At 39.4% G+C, this 19,686-nt stretch carries 16 protein-coding genes; all 16 read left to right on the top strand.

Going from position 1 to position 19,686, the window contains the following annotated elements; genetic code table 11:
* Positions 1-59 precede the first annotated feature (59 nt).
* The 16 genes from ACMKPP_RS04305 to hisC all read left to right on the top strand — a co-directional run bounded on the left by ACMKPP_RS04305 (position 60) and on the right by hisC (position 19,660).
* Positions 60-2,615 carry a type I restriction-modification system subunit M gene (locus ACMKPP_RS04305; RefSeq protein WP_205112773.1) on the top strand — a complete coding sequence of 852 codons (2,556 nt, stop codon included), beginning with the start codon at positions 60-62 and terminating at the stop codon, positions 2,613-2,615.
* The gene (locus tag ACMKPP_RS04300; protein WP_418369322.1) at positions 2,615-3,859 is read left to right on the top strand and encodes a restriction endonuclease subunit S; all 1,245 of its coding nucleotides are present in this window, start codon (positions 2,615-2,617) and stop codon (positions 3,857-3,859) included. The genes ACMKPP_RS04305 and ACMKPP_RS04300 overlap by 1 nt, the downstream gene beginning before the upstream one ends.
* A 21-nt stretch (positions 3,860-3,880) precedes the next feature.
* The gene (locus ACMKPP_RS04295; protein WP_105086830.1) at positions 3,881-6,991 is read left to right on the top strand and encodes a type I restriction endonuclease subunit R; all 3,111 of its coding nucleotides are present in this window, start codon (positions 3,881-3,883) and stop codon (positions 6,989-6,991) included.
* 132 nt (positions 6,992-7,123) lie between these two features.
* A complete protein-coding gene (locus tag ACMKPP_RS04290) occupies positions 7,124-8,749 on the top strand; it encodes a tryptophan transporter (protein ID WP_195394546.1) in 1,626 nt (541 codons plus the stop codon).
* Positions 8,742-9,554 carry an energy-coupling factor ABC transporter ATP-binding protein gene (locus ACMKPP_RS04285; RefSeq protein WP_221741535.1) on the top strand — a complete coding sequence of 271 codons (813 nt, stop codon included), beginning with the start codon at positions 8,742-8,744 and terminating at the stop codon, positions 9,552-9,554. The genes ACMKPP_RS04290 and ACMKPP_RS04285 overlap by 8 nt, the downstream gene beginning before the upstream one ends.
* Positions 9,555-9,563: 9 nt before the next feature.
* Complete coding sequence (locus tag ACMKPP_RS04280; protein ID WP_221741533.1) at positions 9,564-10,232, top strand: energy-coupling factor transporter transmembrane component T family protein; 669 nt, start codon at positions 9,564-9,566, stop codon at positions 10,230-10,232.
* Between the two features lie 352 nt (positions 10,233-10,584).
* Positions 10,585-11,085, top strand: a complete 501-nt coding sequence (locus ACMKPP_RS04275; protein ID WP_195394543.1) for a GNAT family N-acetyltransferase — start codon at positions 10,585-10,587, stop codon at positions 11,083-11,085.
* Positions 11,086-11,185: 100 nt separating this feature from the next.
* On the top strand, positions 11,186-12,049 hold the full coding sequence (hisJ, locus tag ACMKPP_RS04270) for a histidinol-phosphatase HisJ (protein WP_038125744.1): 864 nt from the start codon (positions 11,186-11,188) through the stop codon (positions 12,047-12,049).
* Positions 12,050-12,310: 261 nt separating this feature from the next.
* The gene (hisG, locus tag ACMKPP_RS04265) at positions 12,311-13,912 is read left to right on the top strand and encodes an ATP phosphoribosyltransferase (RefSeq protein WP_418369351.1); all 1,602 of its coding nucleotides are present in this window, start codon (positions 12,311-12,313) and stop codon (positions 13,910-13,912) included.
* A gap of 65 nt (positions 13,913-13,977) precedes the next feature.
* Positions 13,978-15,255 carry a histidinol dehydrogenase gene (gene hisD / locus ACMKPP_RS04260; protein WP_418369321.1) on the top strand — a complete coding sequence of 426 codons (1,278 nt, stop codon included), beginning with the start codon at positions 13,978-13,980 and terminating at the stop codon, positions 15,253-15,255.
* 122 nt (positions 15,256-15,377) lie between these two features.
* Positions 15,378-15,968, top strand: a complete 591-nt coding sequence (gene hisB / locus ACMKPP_RS04255) for an imidazoleglycerol-phosphate dehydratase HisB (RefSeq protein WP_004697683.1) — start codon at positions 15,378-15,380, stop codon at positions 15,966-15,968.
* Positions 15,969-15,994: 26 nt separating this feature from the next.
* Positions 15,995-16,717 (top strand): 1-(5-phosphoribosyl)-5-[(5-phosphoribosylamino)methylideneamino]imidazole-4-carboxamide isomerase, encoded by a 723-nt coding sequence (gene hisA / locus ACMKPP_RS04250; protein WP_418369320.1) that lies wholly within the window; start codon positions 15,995-15,997, stop codon positions 16,715-16,717.
* A gap of 195 nt (positions 16,718-16,912) precedes the next feature.
* Positions 16,913-17,671, top strand: coding sequence for an imidazole glycerol phosphate synthase subunit HisF (gene hisF / locus ACMKPP_RS04245; protein ID WP_418369319.1), 759 nt, complete (start codon positions 16,913-16,915; stop codon positions 17,669-17,671).
* Between the two features lie 156 nt (positions 17,672-17,827).
* A complete protein-coding gene (hisI, locus tag ACMKPP_RS04240) occupies positions 17,828-18,145 on the top strand; it encodes a phosphoribosyl-AMP cyclohydrolase (RefSeq protein ID WP_004694201.1) in 318 nt (105 codons plus the stop codon).
* Positions 18,146-18,147: 2 nt separating this feature from the next.
* Positions 18,148-18,474 carry a phosphoribosyl-ATP diphosphatase gene (gene hisE, locus ACMKPP_RS04235; RefSeq protein WP_278467145.1) on the top strand — a complete coding sequence of 109 codons (327 nt, stop codon included), beginning with the start codon at positions 18,148-18,150 and terminating at the stop codon, positions 18,472-18,474.
* Positions 18,475-18,583: 109 nt separating this feature from the next.
* Positions 18,584-19,660, top strand: coding sequence for a histidinol-phosphate transaminase (gene hisC / locus ACMKPP_RS04230; RefSeq protein WP_316597015.1), 1,077 nt, complete (start codon positions 18,584-18,586; stop codon positions 19,658-19,660).
* The last annotated feature ends 26 nt before the right edge of the window (positions 19,661-19,686 follow it).

The raw sequence follows: 19,686 nt of genomic DNA, 5'->3' as shown, positions 1-19,686 counted from the left end.
AGAGCTTTTGCTTGCAATGGTATAATACACATAACAACTGGTATTACTTGAGGTGGCATATGGATAAACAGCAATTAGCAAATAAAATTTGGGAATCAGCCAATAAATTGCGCTCTAAAATTGAGGCGAATGAGTATAAAGATTATATATTAGGATTCATGTTTTATAAGTTTTTGTCTCAAAAAGAGGAAGAGTTACTACGTACACAGTATCAAATAGCAAAAACTGAATATAAATCTGTTTTAGTAGAATCAAATGTAGAATTGCGTGATGCTATTCGAGATGATTTGTACTATTTTATACCATATAATCATTTGTTTTCTACATGGATTCAGGATGGTAATCAGCTTGATGTAGGTAGAGTACAAGATGCATTAAATTCTTTTGAACGATTATTGAATGATCAATATAACCGGATATATAAAGGTATCTTTGATACATTGCAATTAGGTTTAACTAAGTTAGGCGATAACTCTGGTGCCCAATCCAAAGCTATTCAACAATTAATCTTATTGATTGATGAAATACCAATGGATGGCTCTCAAGATTATGATGTCTTGGGATTTGTATATGAATATCTGATTTCGAATTTTGCTGCCAATGCAGGTAAAAAAGCGGGTGAATTCTATACGCCTCATGAAGTTTCTGTTTTGATGTCAGAAATTATAGCTCATCATTTACAGGGCCGAAATGAAATTTCAATTTATGACCCTACAAGTGGATCAGGCTCTTTGTTGATTCATATTGGTAAAAGTATTGCAAAATATAGAAGAGATAAAAATAGTATTAAATACTATGCTCAAGAGCTAAAAGAAGCAACGTATAATTTGACGAGAATGAACCTCATCATGCGTAATATTCAACCATCTAACATCATGGTTAGAAACGCAGATACATTAGAGGATGATTGGCCTTATTTTGATGAAGCAGACCCTCAACAAACGTATAATCCGTTATACTTAGATGCTGTTGTATCAAACCCTCCATATTCTCAACACTGGGATCCCAAGGGAAAAGAAAATGATCCTAGATACAGTCGATTTGGGTTAGCACCTGCTACAAAAGCTGACTATGCTTTTGTACTTCATGATCTATATCATTTAAGACCAAATGGTATTATGACAATCGTATTGCCACATGGTGTATTGTTCCGTGGGGATAGTGAAGGAGAAATTCGTAAGGCTCTTATTGATAATAATCATATTGATGCAATTATTGGTTTGCCAGCTAATATTTTCTTTGGTACAAGCATCCCGACAATCATTATGGTATTGCGTCAGAAGAGAGAGAATCAGGATGTACTAGTTATTGATGCTTCAGAATATTTTGTGAAAGCTAATAAGAATAACAAGTTGCAGGCATCAGATATTCGTCGCGTTATAGATGCTTATTGTAAGAGAGAAACGATTGCTGGATATTGTACAGTTGTATCTCGTGATGAGATTATAAGTAATGATTACAATTTAAATATTCCTCGCTATGTGGACACATCTAAAAATGATGAAATATATGATATATATGGTATTGTTCATGGGGGGATTCCATATAATGAGATAGAAAAATTATCCCTATATTGGAATGTGTTTGAAGGACTTGATAAAGAAATTTTTAAACAAGGTCAAGATGGATACTATTCATTGGTAGAGGGGAATATTGCTAAGATTGTACAGGATTATCCTGCTGTAAATGCATTTACAGACTCCTTGGGGTTAAAGATTGATCATTATATAGAACACGTCTCGCAGTCTGTTATTGATAATTTTAAAGTTGGAATGGATGAAACTGTTTGGCATACCTTGTCAAACGAGTTATTTGAACAATTTTCTAATATACCATTAATCGACACATATGATATCTATCAAATTATGAGTGATAATTGGTCTAAAATTACATTAGATATCGATAAGATGGGATATAATGGTAAAGCCTTGGTTGCTTCTGTAGAGCCCAATATGGTAATGAAAAAGAAAAATAATAAACAAGTAGAGGTTCAAGACGGGTGGAAAGGGGCTATTGTTCCTTTTGAATTAGTACAAGAATTATATTTGCAGAATGAACTTTCAAATGTAACGCATATAGAGAATGAACTTGAAGCAATTAAAGAGCGAATCGCTGAACTTGCTGAAGCTGTACCAATGGACTATCAAGACATGGAATTCCTGAATGATGATAGAACTGGGTTTGTGAAGACGCCATTGAACGCCGCTGTTAAGATTTATAAAGATGAACCAGAATTATACCCATTATTAAAGGCTGTTAAAGATTTATATGCTGAAGAAACAAAATTAAAAAAATGTCAGAAAGAGGCTGTAGCTGAGTTAGCTGATGCTACAAAATATTGTATGGAGAATCTTACTGATGAACAAATAGATGAATTGTTATATCAACATTGGATTGTGCCAGCAATAAATGAACTAAAAGCGTATTCAAAAAAGGTCATCAATGATTTTGTTCAATGTTTAAGTGCTTTATCCAATAAATATGGAACTTCACTACAATCAATTGATAATGATATTAGAGTTGTAGAGCAAGAGTTGATTACATTATTGCGTGAGTTAGAAGCTAATGACGATATGGGGATATCCGCCTTATTAGAATTGTTAGGAGCAAAATGATGAATACTAATAAAAAAACTCCTAAGTTACGATTTAAAGGCTTTACTGATGATTGGGAACAGCGTAAGTTGGGTGATGTAGCAATTATTACTGGGGGAGGAACTCCAAGCACTAATGTTCCTGAATATTGGAATGGAGATATTGATTGGTATTCTCCAGTAGAAATAGGTAAGAATCGCTATGTTAGTAAAAGTACTCGAAAAATAACAAAGTTGGGTCTAGAGAAAAGTTCTGCTAAATTACTTCCAATTGGAACTGTTTTATTCACATCAAGGGCAGGTATAGGTAATACAGCAATTTTACAAGCTGAAGGGTGTACAAATCAGGGGTTTCAATCGATTACTCCTGATTCAAAAGAATTAGATACGTATTTTTTATATACTATGACACCGAGATTAAAGCGTTATGGAGAAGTAACTGGTGCAGGATCAACCTTTGTTGAAGTTTCTGGTAAACAAATGGAAAAGATGAGTTTAGTACTCCCTTCATTAGAGGAACAAAAACAAATAGGCCGATTTTTTAGGACTATAGATGATTCTATTACCCTTCATCAGCGTAAGCTTGAGAAACTGAAATTAAATAAGAGTGCACTTTTACAAAAATTATTCCCTCAAAAAGGATGTACGATTCCAGATGTTAGATTCAAAGGATTTACTGATGCTTGGGAACAGCGTAAGCTAAATGATTTTGGAATAGCGACAGGTGGAACATCAATTGAATCAGAATTTGTTGATGGAGGAACTTATAAAGTTATTAATATTGGTAGTTATTCAGAAGAATCAGTTTATAATGATCAAGGATTAAGGGTTAATAAGACAGACAAAACTAAGTCTAGGATTCTTAATAAATATGATTTAACAATGATCTTAAATGATAAGACCGCTTCAGGGAATATAATTGGCCGGGTACTATTAATCGATCAAGATAATACATATGTATATAATCAGCGAACAGAACGAATTGAGGTTGATACAAAGGATTTTCTTCCTATGTTTTTATACCATATGTTAAATGCACCAGAACAAAGAAAATATATTGTTAAAGCGAGTCAAGGTAATACCCAAATTTATGTGAATTGGTCAACTATTAGTAATATTGATTATATGATTCCACAACTCCTATTAGAGCAAGAGAAAATAGCAAATCTTTTTTCTTTGATTAATAAAGATATTACCCTTCATCAGCGTAAATTGGATTGCCTTATATCAATAAAAAAAGGTTTACTTCAACAGTTATTTGTGTAGATTTAATAGATTAGGTGAATTATGATTTTTACAAAAGAATCTGATTTTGAATTAGCCCTTATTCAGCAGTTATCTAATCATGGTTGGGAAGCAGAGTGTATTGAATATCCAACAGAAGAGGCGCTTGTAAAGAATTGGGCAGATATTATTTATAAAAATAACTGTTCTCCTGACAAGCTAGATAAATATCCGTTGACTGATAGCGAGATGAATCAAATCTTAATGCAAATTAAGATGTTGAAAAGTCCTGCCATGATAAATGATTGGATAAATGGCAAAGTAGTTACTATTAAACGTGATAATCAAGATGATGCGATGCATTTGGGGAAAAATGTATCACTTAAAATTTTTGACCGTAATGAAATTGCTTCTGGACAAAGTGTTTATCAAATAGCACGTCAACCACAATTTAAAGGGCTTAATGATGTTTCTAGAGATAGACGTGGAGACGTCATGTTGCTAATTAATGGGATGCCTGTTATTCATATTGAATTGAAACGTTCAGGTATTCCGGTTGATTTCGCAATTAATCAAATTGATTTATATAATCGTCGTGGTTTGTTCTCTGGATTATTTGCTTTAATACAAATTTTTGTGGCTATGACACCAGAAGAAACGGTATATTTTGCTAATCCTGGAAATGGAGAAGCTTTAAAGTCAGAATTTCAATTTCATTGGGCCGATGTAAACAATGAAATTATAGGGGATTGGACTCAAATTGCCGGAACATTGTTGGCAATTCCTTTAGCACATGAATTATTAGGGTTTTATACAATTCCAGATAGCTCTGACGGTGTCCTCAAAGTGATGCGTAGCTATCAGTATTATGCAGCAAGTCGTATTGCAGATATAGTTAGTAAAGCTGATTGGGGATATACCAGTCCTTTAGGTGGGTATATTTGGCATACAACAGGATCTGGTAAAACTATGACATCGTTTAAAACGGCGCAGATTATTGCGAGTGTAGGAGATGCTGATAAAATCGTATTTCTTGTGGACCGTGTTGAATTAGGAACACAGTCTTTGCAGGCATATCAAGGGTTTGCCGACTCTGCTACATCCGTAGAAGGTACAGAAAGTGGTACTGTATTACTGAAAAAACTAGATAGCATTGAACCAAAGGATATGATAATTGTTTCCTCTATTCAAAAGATGAATCAATTATCTAAAGATGATACACGCGATGATATGTTAAACCGTGTTAAAGGAAAACGGTTGGTTTTTATTTTTGATGAATGTCATCGCAATACTTTTGGCGATATGTTGAGAGCAATTAAAGAAACATTCCCACATGCTTTATTATTTGGGTTTACAGGCACGCCAATTTTTAAAGATAATGCAAAGAAAACATTAGCGACTGCCGATTTATTTGGTGATGAATTGCACCGGTATAGTATTTCTGATGGTATTCGAGATAAAAATGTGTTAGGGTTTGATATTACATCGGTGCCAACATATAGTGATGAAGATTTACGTAATGCAGTTGCATTACGTGAGGTTGGCGCTAATACCGTTAGTGATGTTATGGAATCTCCCGAAAAACGAGAAGCCTATTACCATTTTATAAATGATGTACCTATGGTTCGAGATTATGAACATGGATATACAAGAGGTATTGAGGATTATATAGAAAATGGGCATTATGATAATGATGACCATCGTAGAGCTGTAATTGAAGATATTCATGGTAAATGGTTGGTACAAAGTTATAAAGGATTATTCCATGGTATTTTAGCAACCCATAGTATATCTGAAGCGATTTCTTACTATCGATTGTTTAGACGGAGTGCACCTAATTTAAAAGTAGTGGCCTTATTTGACCCTACTGTAGATGGTGAAATGGATCCTACAACCGCTGTTATTAAAGATGAAGCATTGGAAGAAATCTTAGAGGATTATAATACATATTTCAATCAAAAATTTACTGCATCAAGTTATGCTTCATTTAAGCGTGATGTTTGTGCTAGACTTGCGCATAAGCTGCAATATCGTTCTAATGATGTAGAAATTGATACAGATAAATACATTGATGTTGTAATTGTCGTTAAACAATTACTGACAGGTTTTGATTCAAAATATGTAAATACACTATATGTTGATAAAATTATGGCTTATGAAGAAATAGTACAAGCTTTCTCTAGAACAAACCGTTTATATGGTCCAGAAAAACCATTTGGTAGCATTAGATATTATCGTAAGATACATACTATGTCTCGTAATATTCAAGATGCTTTTAGGTTATATTCTGGATCGGTACCTGAAGGGTTATATGCAGATAAAAAAGATCAGAATATTCGCAAAATGAATGTTATAGTAGAGGATATTTCAGATTTATTTATATCAGAAGGCATAGAATACTATTCAAAATTACCGGATAATATAGCGAGTAGACATAAATTTGGACGCTTATTCTATCAATTGCGTAGCTTAATGGAAGCTATTCGGCTACAGATGTTTACGTGGCAAAAGAATATTGATGAGAAACTAGGACTAAATTTAGATGAGGAAACGTATAACACATTAGCAGTTCGATATGGCGAATTATTTAGTTCTAGTACACCTGATGGTAAATCTAATCCAGTGATTCCTTTTGATATAACTGCCAAAGCTCATAAGCAAGAATCTATTCGGATTGATGCTGATTATATGAATAAAAATTTTGAGAAGTATATAAGAGCATATAATATTGATGACTTTGATAGTACTTTAATTGATCAATTAAGAATGATGCTTCATAAAAGCTTTGCTCAATTATCTCAAGAAGAACAACGTGCTGCTAGACAAATTTTGGTTGATATAGAACATAAGCGGTTAGTTGTTGACGAGAATAAGACATTGACTGATTATATCAATGAATATATGAATGTCGATTGGAACGCGAAGATACAGTATTGTATTAATTTGTTGGGTGTTGATGAAGCTAAGTTGAGGGCATTGTTAAATGCTCATGTTAATGAAACTAACATTGATGAATATGGACGCTTTAATGAGTTGATTTCCACTGTAGACATCGAGCGAGCTAAACAAAATTTAGGAATTGTAGATCAACCTCATTGGAAATGTATTATTAAAATTAAAAATATACTTAGGGAGTTTGTTATTTATAATAAGCTTGATGGTTATAAATCGTAAATTTGCTTTAGAGTATATTATAAAAATAGCAGGATTAATCCCCTGCTATTTTTTGTTGCGCTCTAAACTTTCACAATACCCGTATAAATGTTAAAATAAATCCATATATATTTTTATAGAAATGAGGCTATTATGGAACGGATTCAGGATCTTGTGTACACGCATGTGCAGGGTGGCCAGTTTAGATGGGTTACTGTTAGCACATTGATGCTCGCATTGGGCACGATATTGCATTTGGTGAGCCCTAGTGTGGCTGGGGTAACTCCAAACTGGACGATTGCTACGTACTGCGTAGCTATTTTATTGACTCGTCCTAGTTTGAGTCAAACCTTGGGGATTGGCCTCGTGGCGGCCCTCATCAACGTATTGACGTCTAAGTCAGCGTTTCCTTATGGCAACTTGTTGTCTGAGCCAGGTGGTGCTTTGACGGCGGCTCTCGTAACGCGTGCTATGTTGTCCATGAAGTTCCGTAAAATTGGTGGTTTTGATTTAACGCCTGTCGTGTCTGGCTTTTTAGCAACTGTTGTATCTGGCGGTATCTTTGTTACTATTTTGTGGCAAGTGCTTGGGTTGCCAAATAATGTGTACATGTATGGCATGTGGCCATTGGTACTCATTGTAGGGGCCTTGAATGGTGCCATTACACCAATCTTGTATATTCCGGCACAACGTTTATTCTCTAAACGTGGCATGTTGCCAAATGCAGATCAATTGACATCTGATCATAGTCGCTTGACTATTTTGCCTGAGCGCCAAGCTAAAATATCCATTGAGCACGTAAATTACTATCATCCAAAGGCGACTACACCATCCCTTGAAAATATCAATCTCGATGTAAATGAAGGTGATTTCCTCGTTGTTACAGGCCCTGCAGGTTGTGGTAAAAGCACCCTTTGTATGGCGATGGTAGGGGCGGTGCCTAAATTCTATGGTGGACGCCTAGAAGGCATGGTCTTCGTAGATGGTCATGCGACTACGCAAATGGAAATTCCAGAACTAGCGAACCATATCGGTGTAGTTCTAGCCGACTACGATACACAGCTCGTAACGATGACAGTTCGTGAAGAAGTAGCCTTTGCTATGGAAAACCGCGGTTATGACCGTGAAACTATTAAAGCTCGTTCTGAAGAGGTGTTTAAGCAAGTTGGCCTCGTAGGCTTAGAAGATCGCAAGATTACAAGTTTATCTGGTGGTCAACGCCAACGTTTGGCTATTGCTTCTGTATTGGCTACGAATCCAACCGTACTTGTTCTTGACGAACCGACAAGCTCTCTCGATCCAGATGGGACCGCTGAGTTATATCGCCTCGTAGGTGATTTGAACCAAAAACACGGTATCACCGTTGTCGTTATCGACCATGACTTGCATGCCGTATTGCCGTATGCTAACCGCATGGCCCTCATGGTAAATGGTTCTATCGCCTGTGATGACGATGTACCGACTACGCTTCGTTACATGTACGAGCACAATATTCATGTCGATGCATTGCCATCTGTATTTACAACCTATATGGAATTGGAACAAGCCGGCTTTCACAGTGATGAACCTTGGCTCAGCATCGAGTCTGCTATCAAGGGCTTGCACCAAATTGAAATGGCTCATGCGATTCAAACCGAGGTGCATGGTAAAAGCAACTCTCCAGCTAATCAAAGAAATACAGTAGATAATCTTGCTGATCAATCTAATATAGTAGAAAATAGACAACCAGTTCAACGTGTTGATGATGTACCAGGAAAGGACGGTGGCGCTCATGCTTAAGGTTGAAAACATCCGCTTTGGCTATGTGCCATCCGTAGATATTTTCCAAAACGTGACTTTCACCATCGAAGGGGGCGAATATATCGCTATCGGTGGTCGTAATGGTTGCGGCAAAACGACTATTACGCGTTTGCTCGTAGGCCTCGAAAAGGCTAGGGAAGGCCACATGTATTATAACGGCAGAGATATTACGTCCATGCCGCCGTCTAAACGGGGTCAATTTATCGGCTATGTATTCCAACAGCCAGATCGCCAAATGTTCAGACCGACCGTAGCCACAGAGGTTGCCTTCGGACCTGAGTCCTTGGGGCGCAGTAAAGCCGAAGTGAAGCGTATTGTTGATGAAGTATTGGAGCGCACAGGCATCGGCCATTTGCGTGAAGCCTATCCTCCAACATTGCGCCGCGGTGAAAAGCAACGCGTTGCCATTGCTTCTGCGTTGGCTATGCAGTCTAAAATCCTCATCCTTGACGAACCAACCAGTGGTCAAGATGGTAAGGAAACTAAAGAGCTATTAGCCTTATTGCGTCAGCTTAATCCAGAAGGTATCACAATCCTTCTTATTACCCATGATATGGAAATCATGGCTAGCGAATGTAGCCGTGCTATTATCATGGGCAACCAAACCGTTGCCTTTGACGGCAGTCCAGAAGAATTATTCAAAAAATCTACGGATGAATTGCAAGAGTTAGGCCTTACGAAACCGCCAAGTGTGGAGCTTTCACTAGCGGTACCATCCTTAGGCTATTGCAAATCTATGGATGAATTGAAATCCAAGTTAGTGGCTCAGTTGAGCGGAAAATAGGAGGGACATATGGAACGTTTAGTACCGTTAACAAAAATCTTGATGACCCTCGCCGTATCCGTGTGGGCCATCATGTTGCGTGACTGGGCAGCGCTATTGGCATTAGTCGTAGTAGAGCTCGGTGTACTATTTATGGCAGGGTTGTTGTTCAAACAACGCAAAGCCGTGTTGGCATTAACTAGCTTCGCTGTATTCCTTGGCCTCATCCAATTCCTTGGCAGCGGCGATGTAATCTCTGCCATCGTATCTGGCTTACGAATGTTGGCTATGACACTTGTCTTTATAGGCTTGTTGGCAACTACAAAATTACAAGACCTTACGGCCGCGCTCGTAACACAATGCAAAATTCCTTATGAATATGCATTTATGTTCACTGCTGCGCTCCGCTTCGTGCCTGACTTTATTGCTGAAAGCCATGCTGTACAAGAGGCGCAAGCTTGCCGTGGCTTATCTCTAGAAGGCAACTTCATTAAGCGTATCAAATCCTATGCATCTGTTATTCAACCATTGCTATTAAAATCCTTGGGCCGTTCCGAAACAATGGCGTTATCCTTGGAACTACGTGGTTTTGGTGGCCCTACACACAGCTTTGCTGCATCCGTAGGATTGAAAAGAATCGATTATACTGTTATTAGTGCTTTAATTGCTATTACAATACTTTTATTTGTTATTGTGTAATTTTCTTATAAATCAAGTAAGAGTATGTTTTTGCTCCTATAGAAATGTACTAGCTTTAATAGTTATAATAAAAAATATGATAAAAGTATATAAGTAAAATAAGAGCTTTTTACTTATATATGCTTCAAAACGTATATGCTGAGTGGTAAAAAATGTTGTTTTTACCACTCAGTTTTGTTGTATTGGGGATATAGATGTAAAATATGTAATTTTTACCTCAAAGATGGATAAAAGTGAAATAGTATGTCATACGAATAGTTCGTCCTTTTTCTTGCGTATGTGGGCTATTTTTATATATTATGTTAAATAGAAATAAATTTTTTTAGGATACCTACAGTTTTGAGGAATACTTATGAGTGAATTAGTAATACGACCAATTACAAGGAATGATATAGCCTCTTGTTTAGATATTTATAATTATGAGGTTATGAACGGCGTAGCCACGCTTGATCTTGAACCTCGTAAGTTGTCAGAGTGGCAGGAGTGGTATGAGTCTCATAGCGATGAGCACCATCCTATTGTGGTAGGTACCATTGATGGGATTGTAGCAGGCTATGCATCGCTTTCACCATATCGACCTAAAGAGGCCTATAAAAGTACCGTCGAATTATCTATCTATATCCATCAAGATTATCGCGGTAGGGGGATCGCTACACAACTGATGGCTCATATTTTAGAAATAGCAAAAAATGATCCGTTATTGCACAATGTGGTGTCCGTTATTACGGCTGGCAATGAAGGTAGCACCAAGTTGCACGAGCGTTTTGGCTTTACCTATTGTGGTCTAACGCCTCAAGTTGGATTCAAACATGGTAAATATCAGGATACCGAAACATACGCATTATTGGTATAATAATTAGTATAGTAAAATATATAAATTAATACGTTATACCAATGATGTATAGATTATAGATAAGGGTTCGCCAGGGGTTAGGGCGAATAGGGGTGATTGAATGAACATGAAAGATGAACGGCAGTTCGTTGGATATAGTAAGTATCGCAGCCGTCTCGTGGACGGTCATGTGCATACGGAATTGTGTCCACATGGTAGTGGGGACCGAACTGCGATGATGATAGAAAAGGCCATCGAGTTGCGTATCGAAAAGGTATGCCTTACAGAACATGCACCATTGCCAACAGCTTTTGCTGCAGAATACGGTGGCGATAAAAAGGCCTATGACACAGCGTCTTTGAAATTAAATGAAGTTGATACTTATTTAGAGTTGGGTCGTCAATTACAACGTGCTTATGGCACACATATCGATATTTCTCTCGGTTTTGAAGTCGATTATATTCCAGGCTTTGAATCAGACATTCAAGAGTTCTTGGATCGCTATGGTCCGTTGACGGATGATAATATTTTATCCGTTCACTTTATGGAAGGCGTTAATAATGCCTTTTACTGCTTAGACTACAGTGCTGAAGAATTTGAAAAAGGCTTTGGCCCGTGGATCGAAAAACAATATGAGTTATATTACAAATATTACTCCACCGTGCGCCAAGCCGTGCGTGCTGACCTCGGTGAATATACACCTAAACGCATAGGTCACTTTGATTTAATCAAGAAATACCAACATCACTTTGGCTTTGAACGTCATTTAGATCGTCGCAATGCGCAGGTGGTGAGTGATATTTTGCATATCATGCGCGTCCAAGGTCGCGAGCTAGACTACAACATGAGCGGCTTCTTCAAACCTGACTGCCGTGAAATGTACCCAAGTCGCTTCATCCAAGGCATGGCGGCTATCATTGGTGTGCCATTTGTATTGGGATCTGATGCACATAGCGTGGCAGATATAGAAAACGTTTGGGGCTAGCATAAAATCATTATTATAGTAAATACATGAAATATTAACGGTTCTATTGACAATTCTATAGAACCGTTATATTATGATTTCATACTTTAATAAATTAAAGCGATAAAATAGAAAAGTATCGATATAGGTAAATTTTTTCTCATAGTAAACTGAATAGCTAGATGACTTAAATCGTCATATAACTTAAAAGGTTAATATAGGTATATAGTTTTCAAAAACACGAGAAATGATATGAATCAATTGATGGAAAGGATGTTTACGATGGTACAGCAGCAATTACCTACTGGTTTCCGCGATGATATAGGGATCGTAGCAGAGCGTAAGGATGATGTGAGTCAATATGTGCTCGGTCTTTGTCGAAATCGTCAATACACAAAGATCTCTACGCCTCTCGTAGAGTACAAAGATGTATTCAATGGCTATGCAATGGGGCGCGGTCAACATATGTACGAATTCATGGATAGTTCTGAAGTGTCCGTCGTAATTCGTCCTGATTTGACCATGCCTATCGGTCGTTTCTTAGCGACTACAAATATTGAATTGCCTCGCACGTTCTACTACTTGGGCGATGTATTTATGAAAAATAAAAAGCATCGTGGCGATGTTAACCAAGTGACGCAAGGTGGCATTGAAATGGTGGGCTATAAAGGGCTTGAGGCTGAGCAAGAGTGCTTCAAGATTATTAAAGAGGTGAATGAAGCTCAATTGGGCAATAGTTTATTGCTCGAAATTGGGGATGCTCGTTTTTCTCGTGCTATTACCGATGCTCTTGGACTCAGTGATGATGAAAAAGCAGAGCTCTTAGAGGCTTTATTTACTAAATATTTGCCACGATATAACGAGTTGATTTCTGACTTTAAAAATAGTGCGCTATATCCTTTCTTAACTGTATGGCCTCGCTTGTTTGGTACGGTTCAAGATATAAAGGATGAGCTTAATCAAATTATCTTGCCTGCAGCGGCGCAGCGCATTTTAGATAATCTTGTAGATATGGCAAACCAAGTGGAAGCAACGGGGCAACAGGTTCGCATCGATGTATCTACGGAACCGCTTCAATCCTATTACACAGGCCTTACGTTTAGAGGCTATGTGGACGGCGTGTCTCAATACATCGTCAGTGGCGGTCGCTATGATGGCTTGCTATCTAGCTTTGATGGTACGCCGATGCCGGCAGTAGGGATGGCTTTCAATATCGATGTCTTGACTGATGTTACCTTGCAGGGTGAAAGTAAAGCTCAAGATAACGATACATTGCGTATCGCTCTTACGAAGGGGCGAGTAGAAAAGGATTTTATTCCACTCCTAGAAGCATGTGGCATTGATTGCAATCCATTACATAATAAGGCGCGCAAGCTCATTATCTCTTTAGGTGATTCTATGGAGGTCATCCTTGCAAAGGGGCCAGATGTAACGACGTATTTGAAAAATGGTGTTGTTGATCTTGGTATCGTTGGTAGCGATGTGCTCGATGAACAAGACGATACGAGATATGAAATGCTAGATTTACAAACGGGTAAATGCCAATTCATCTTGGCGTCCTTAGCGGGCTATAATCCTAAAGAAGGTCGCCGCCAACGAATTGGTACGAAATATCCAACCATTACAAAACAGTACTTTGGAGCTCAAGATGTGGAAATCATCAAGATTGAAGGCTCTGTTGAGCTGGCTCCACTTGTAGGACTAGCAGATGCTATCGTAGATATTACGGAAACGGGTACCACTTTGCGTGAAAACAATCTAGAAATCTTCGATTGGCTACAGCCCATATCTACACGCTTAGTAGCAAATCCATTAGCATTAAAACAAAAGCGAAACACCATTTTTAAGCTCATAGATCAGCTTTCAGAAGCAATTAATAAATAAGATGTAGAGTGAATCATATATTTAACTAGCAATACGGATAGTTAAAGTAGGAAGAAGGACGACAGATGAAAATATATAAGGAATCATTAGAGGCGATGCTTGCCATCGTACGGGATTACACACAGCAAACTACAGATATGGAGATTGAACGCCGCGTGTACGATATCATTGCTGATGTCCGCACTAACGGTGATGCGGCGCTCAAAGCGTATTCTGAAAAATTTGACGGTGTTTCCATCGAAAACTTTAGGGTGTCTCAAGAGGAAATCGATGCAGCTTATGAGTCTCTATCTGATGATTTGAAAGCCGCATTATTAAAGGCAAAGGCAAACATTACAGAATTCCACAGCCGTGAAATCGAGCAAGGTTTTGTGGACATGGACACACCAGGCATCATCCGCGGTCAAAAGGTCATTCCCTTGGCTCGCGTTGGTCTCTACGTTCCTGGAGGTACAGCTGCGTATCCTTCCACCATTATCATGACTGCTTTGCCTGCAAAAATCGCAGGGGTAAAAGAAATCGTTATGGTTACGCCCCCTCAAAAGGATGGCATTAATCCTGCCGTATTAGGTGCTGCAAAGCTTGCCGGCGTTGATGCGGTATATCAAGTGGGTGGTGCCCAAGGTGTGGCAGCCCTCGCTTATGGTACGGAAACGATTCCAAAGGTAGATAAAATCGTAGGTCCTGGCAATATTTACGTGGCAACGGCGAAACGTCAAGTATTTGGCCAAGTCGATATCGACATGATTGCGGGCCCAAGTGAAATTGGTGTTATCGCCGATGACAGCGCAAATCCAGTGCATCTCGCAGCAGATCTCTTATCCCAAGCAGAACATGACCCTCGTGCGCGCGCTATTATGGTGACTACCAGTGAAAGCTTAGCAAATGCCGTATCCGATGAGGTAGAACGTCAACTTAAATTGTTACCTCGTGAAAGCATCGCTCGTCCAGCTATTGAAAACAACAGTTATATTGCCATTATGGACAGCATTGAAGACATGTTCACGGTGATGAATGAAGTGGCTCCAGAACACTTGGAAATCCAATTGCCAGATCCAATGAACTATATGAGTCTCGTTCAAAATGCAGGCTCCGTATTCCTCGGTGCCTATGCGTCTGAGCCATTGGGTGACTACGTAGGCGGTACAAACCACGTATTGCCTACAAGTGGTACAGCACGCTTTTCGTCTCCGCTGGGCGTATATGACTTTGTGAAACGTACATCTTTCACACAATTTACGAAAGAACGTCTAGAAGAAGTGGCAAAACACATTACTACATTGGCTCGTACGGAAGGTCTCGAAGCGCATGCTCGTGCCATAGAAGTACGATTTGAAAAATAGCTTATAAAAAATATTAGAAAATAGATTTGGCATCTATATTTATATGTGTATTTAAAATATACAGTGAAAATATAGATTAGAAATATAGATTATAAAAATAAATTTGAAGTATAGAGGTCGCTATGATACGCACAGGTACGGTGCAACGCACCACTCAAGAAACAGATATTACAGTAGAAATTACCCTTGATGGGGCACAAACGAGCTCCATATCCACCGGAATTGGCTTTTTTGACCATATGTTGACGCTATTGGCGAAACACGGCCGTTTTGGACTTGTGGTACAGGCAAAGGGCGATACATATGTGGATGCTCATCATACGGTTGAGGACGTTGGACTTGCATTAGGTCAGGCCTTAGTGAAAGCCCTTGGCGACAAGGCTGGTATCGAGCGCTACGGCGATGCGTGGGTTCCTATGGATGAAGCATTGACGCAAGTTGTAATCGATTTAAGTGGTCGTCCATACCTCGTTTTCCAAGGGGAATGGAGTACGCCGATTCTAGGTGGCAACTTTGAAACAGAGTTGGTGGAGGATTTCTTCCAAGCTCTTGCGATGAGCGCTGCTATGAACTTACATGTGCGCAATTTATATGGTCGCAATACACACCACATTATTGAAAGCATGTTTAAGGCTACGGGCCGTGCATTGCGCAAAGCAGTTACTATTAACCCAGATATTCAAGGCGTAAATTCTACAAAGGGCGTTATTTAATACAATCATTTAATAAAGGAGAACCTATGATTTTTCCAGCTATAGATTTACAAGATGGGCGCAGTGTTCGCCTCTATAAAGGTGATTTCACACAGGAAACGGTCATCAATCCTGATCCAGTAAATCAAGCGAAACAATATGAAGCAGCTAAGGTTGGAGCCTTGCACCTTGTCGATTTAGATGGCGCCAAGGCGGGCAAGCCTGTAAATATAGACATTGTAAAAGCAGTGCGTGCAGCTTTCACAGGCATCCTTGAAATTGGAGGTGGCATTCGAGATAAAGAGGCCGTTGACCTCTATTTAAGCTTGGGCGTAGACCGCGTTATCTTAGGCTCTGTAGCGCTTAAAAATCCGGAACTTACAAAGCAGGTTATCGCTGAATACGGTGCGGAGCGCATCGTTATCGGTGTAGATGGAAAAAATGGCAAGGTCGCCGCTGAAGGTTGGCTCGACCAATCGGACGTGCCGATGCCTGATTTAATTGGTGCCATGGTTGAAGGTGGGGCAAAGTATTTCATCGTTACCGATGTAGACAGAGACGGTACGATGCAGGGCGCCAATGAAGAGTTACTTGGGAATTTGCAAAAAGAATTCCCTATAGCACGCATCGTTGCTTCTGGGGGCGTTCGTAATCTAGAGGATATTAAATCGCTAGAACAAAAAGGCGTTATGGATAGTATTGTTGGTAAGGCTCTGTACGAGGGCACGATTACGCTAGAGGAAATTGCCGAGTACAATCAGCAGAAATAATAGAAATGATTGTGATGTTCTCAAATTAATTATTGACCGCAACCGATGGAATATTGTGCATAATCAATAAATATATTGTACGTACTCAATAAATGTATTATGTATAGTCAATAAAATATGTTGAGTATAGCAGTTAAAATGTATTGGGCGTAACAGCTGAATTATATTGAGTAACACTTGATGGAAAGGAGCTTTATGTTAGCGAAACGGATTATTCCCTGCCTAGATGTAGATGATGGGCGGGTAAAAAAAGGGGTTAACTTTGTAAATCTCGTAGACGTAGGCAGTCCCGTAGACATTGCGGCCTCCTATGAGCAACAACAAGCAGATGAGCTGGTATTCTTAGATATTACGGCCACCGTTGATGCGCGGACCACTATGCGCGATGTGGTTCAAGAAATCTCCACACAAGTATTTATGCCACTCACCGTGGGGGGTGGTATCAAGAGTATTAAAGATATGACGGCTTTGTTGAAAGCTGGTGCGGACAAGGTATCTTTGAACTCCGCGGCTCTCGCTAACCCTGAGCTCATTACAGAAGGGGCTCAAAAGTTTGGCAATCAATGCATGGTGGTAGCCATCGACGTGAAAACCGATGAAGAAACTGGTGAATGGTATGCTTACACTCATGGTGGTCGCAAGCGTACAGAGTGGAAAGCTCTCGACTGGGCTAAAGAGGCCGTAGATCGTGGAGCAGGAGAGTTGTTAGTGACAAGCATGGGTAAAGATGGTACAAAATCCGGCTTTGATATTGAATTATATAAGGCTCTAGAATCAGTCGTAAATGTACCTATCATTGCATCTGGAGGGGCAGGTAAGGTTGAGGATTTTGTAGATCTCTTTAAGCAAACTAGCGTTACCGGTGCACTGGCGGCATCTATATTCCACTTCGGAGAAGTTAAAATTCCTGAACTCAAACAAGAACTACGAGCTCACGGAATTACGGTACGCTAAAACAGATTAAAAAAAATTATTATCTCTCGCAAGTTCTTTACTAGTCTATATGTTCAGAGTTAGTTAAATAGCTTGTTTATAGATAAACAGAATAGAAATAGATACAAGCTAATATAGGATAACAGATTATTGATTACTTTTAATAAAGGATAGAATATGAAACCGGATTTTGAAAAAGGAAATGGCTTGTTGCCGACGGTTGTGCAGGATGCAGAGACTAAGGACGTCCTCATGGTGGCGTGGATGAACGAAGAAAGCTTTCACAAAACACTGGAAACAAGGGAAACGTGGTTTTGGTCTCGGTCTCGTGAAGAGTTATGGCATAAGGGTGGCACTAGCGGTAATGTGCAGCACGTGGTGAGCATGGCCCTAGATTGTGATGGCGATACTTTGCTCATTCAAGTTAAGCCTGAAGGTCCTGCCTGTCACACAGGGCGCACAAGCTGTTTCTTTAATGAAGTAGAACGGAGTTAAACATGGCACAGCAAACACTGAACGAATTATACGAAATTATTAAAAATCGCAAGGTACAGCCAAAGGAAGGTTCTTATACGAATTATTTATTCGACAATGGGCTCGATAAAATCTTGAAAAAAGTTGGTGAAGAGGCTACAGAGGTAGTAATCGCCGCAAAAAATGAAGATCCACAGGAGCTGATTTACGAAACAGCAGACGTGTTATATCACTTGCTCGTGTTATTAGCGGAGAAAAATATTCCATACGAAGCCATTGAAGCAGAGCTTGCGAGCCGTGAAGGGGTTGTTAGCAAGACTACGGATCGCCCAGAAATTACAAATTTATAATGTATATCCTATTATGAGCTCAGACATATGAGCTCTGGTGGAGTTTATATGTGTTTTTTAAGTGTTATATGAGTTATATGCGTTAAGGAATAGATAGAAAGGATAGCCTATGAAAGAGATAATTCGCACATTGAAACCTTATATACCTGAGGAACCGGCTGAAGCGGTGAAAGAGCGCCTTGGTGTAGAGCGATTGGTGCGCTTGTCGGCGAATGAAAATCCCTACGGTACATCGCCATTGGTACGGGAGGCTATTCTTAGCTATGTAACTCATAATAATGCTAACTACTATCCAGATGGCAACGCCTCCGATTTGCGTATGAAACTCGCTGACTACTGGCAGGTACAACCTGAGCAACTCATCATCGGAGTAGGTCTCGATGAAGTCATCGCCATGGTCAATAAAACATTGATTACCGCTGGTGACTCCATCGTAGTAAGCGTGCCAGCCTTCTCGGAATATGCCTTGAATGGCCTCGTGGAAGGTGCTGAGATCCGTGAGGTGCCAGCTGATTTTGAAACAGGACAGTATGATTTTTCTGCTCTCGTGAAAGCTGTAGATGAAACGACACGCCTCGTGTGGATTTGTAATCCTAATAATCCAACGGGTACCTATGAGTCTGTTGAAGATATCCGCAAATTTGTAGCAGCTATACCAAAGGAAACCTTGGTCATCATAGACGAGGCGTATATCGATTTTGTTACCTCTGTAGCAGTTCCTACGGCACGTGCGCTCTTGGATGAGTTCCCTAATGTGGCTATCATGCGTACCTTCTCGAAAGCCTATGGCCTTGCCAATTACCGTGTAGGTTACATGATGACACCTATAGAATTGGCAAATTATATGCAAACCATTCGCTTGCCGTATAATTTGAATACCTTATCTCAAGTGGCTGCAGAAGCCGCTTTCGGTGATCAAGAATTCGTGGCGAGAACGGTCTCTCAAAATGCAAAGGAACGGGCAAAATGGGAAAGCCTCTTTGACGAGCTAGGTATTCACTACTATAAGAGTGAGGCCAATTTTATTTTCTTTGCAGCGCCTGATGCGGAAGGTCTTGCAGATGCTTGGCTCAAATCAGGTTACCAAGTGCGCCGAGGTCAACGAGAAGGATGGTTGCGTCTTACGATTCCCATGCCTCAAGATGGGGATGTTATGCGTAAGATATTAAGAGACTTCATGAATTGATTTGTATAGAATAACATACAATTCGT

Source organism: Veillonella parvula, from assembly GCF_048309325.1.
Classification (GTDB): domain Bacteria; phylum Bacillota; class Negativicutes; order Veillonellales; family Veillonellaceae; genus Veillonella; species Veillonella parvula_T.
The sequence above is the reverse complement of the archived record's forward strand: the minus strand, read 5'-3'. Positions and strand labels throughout refer to the sequence as shown.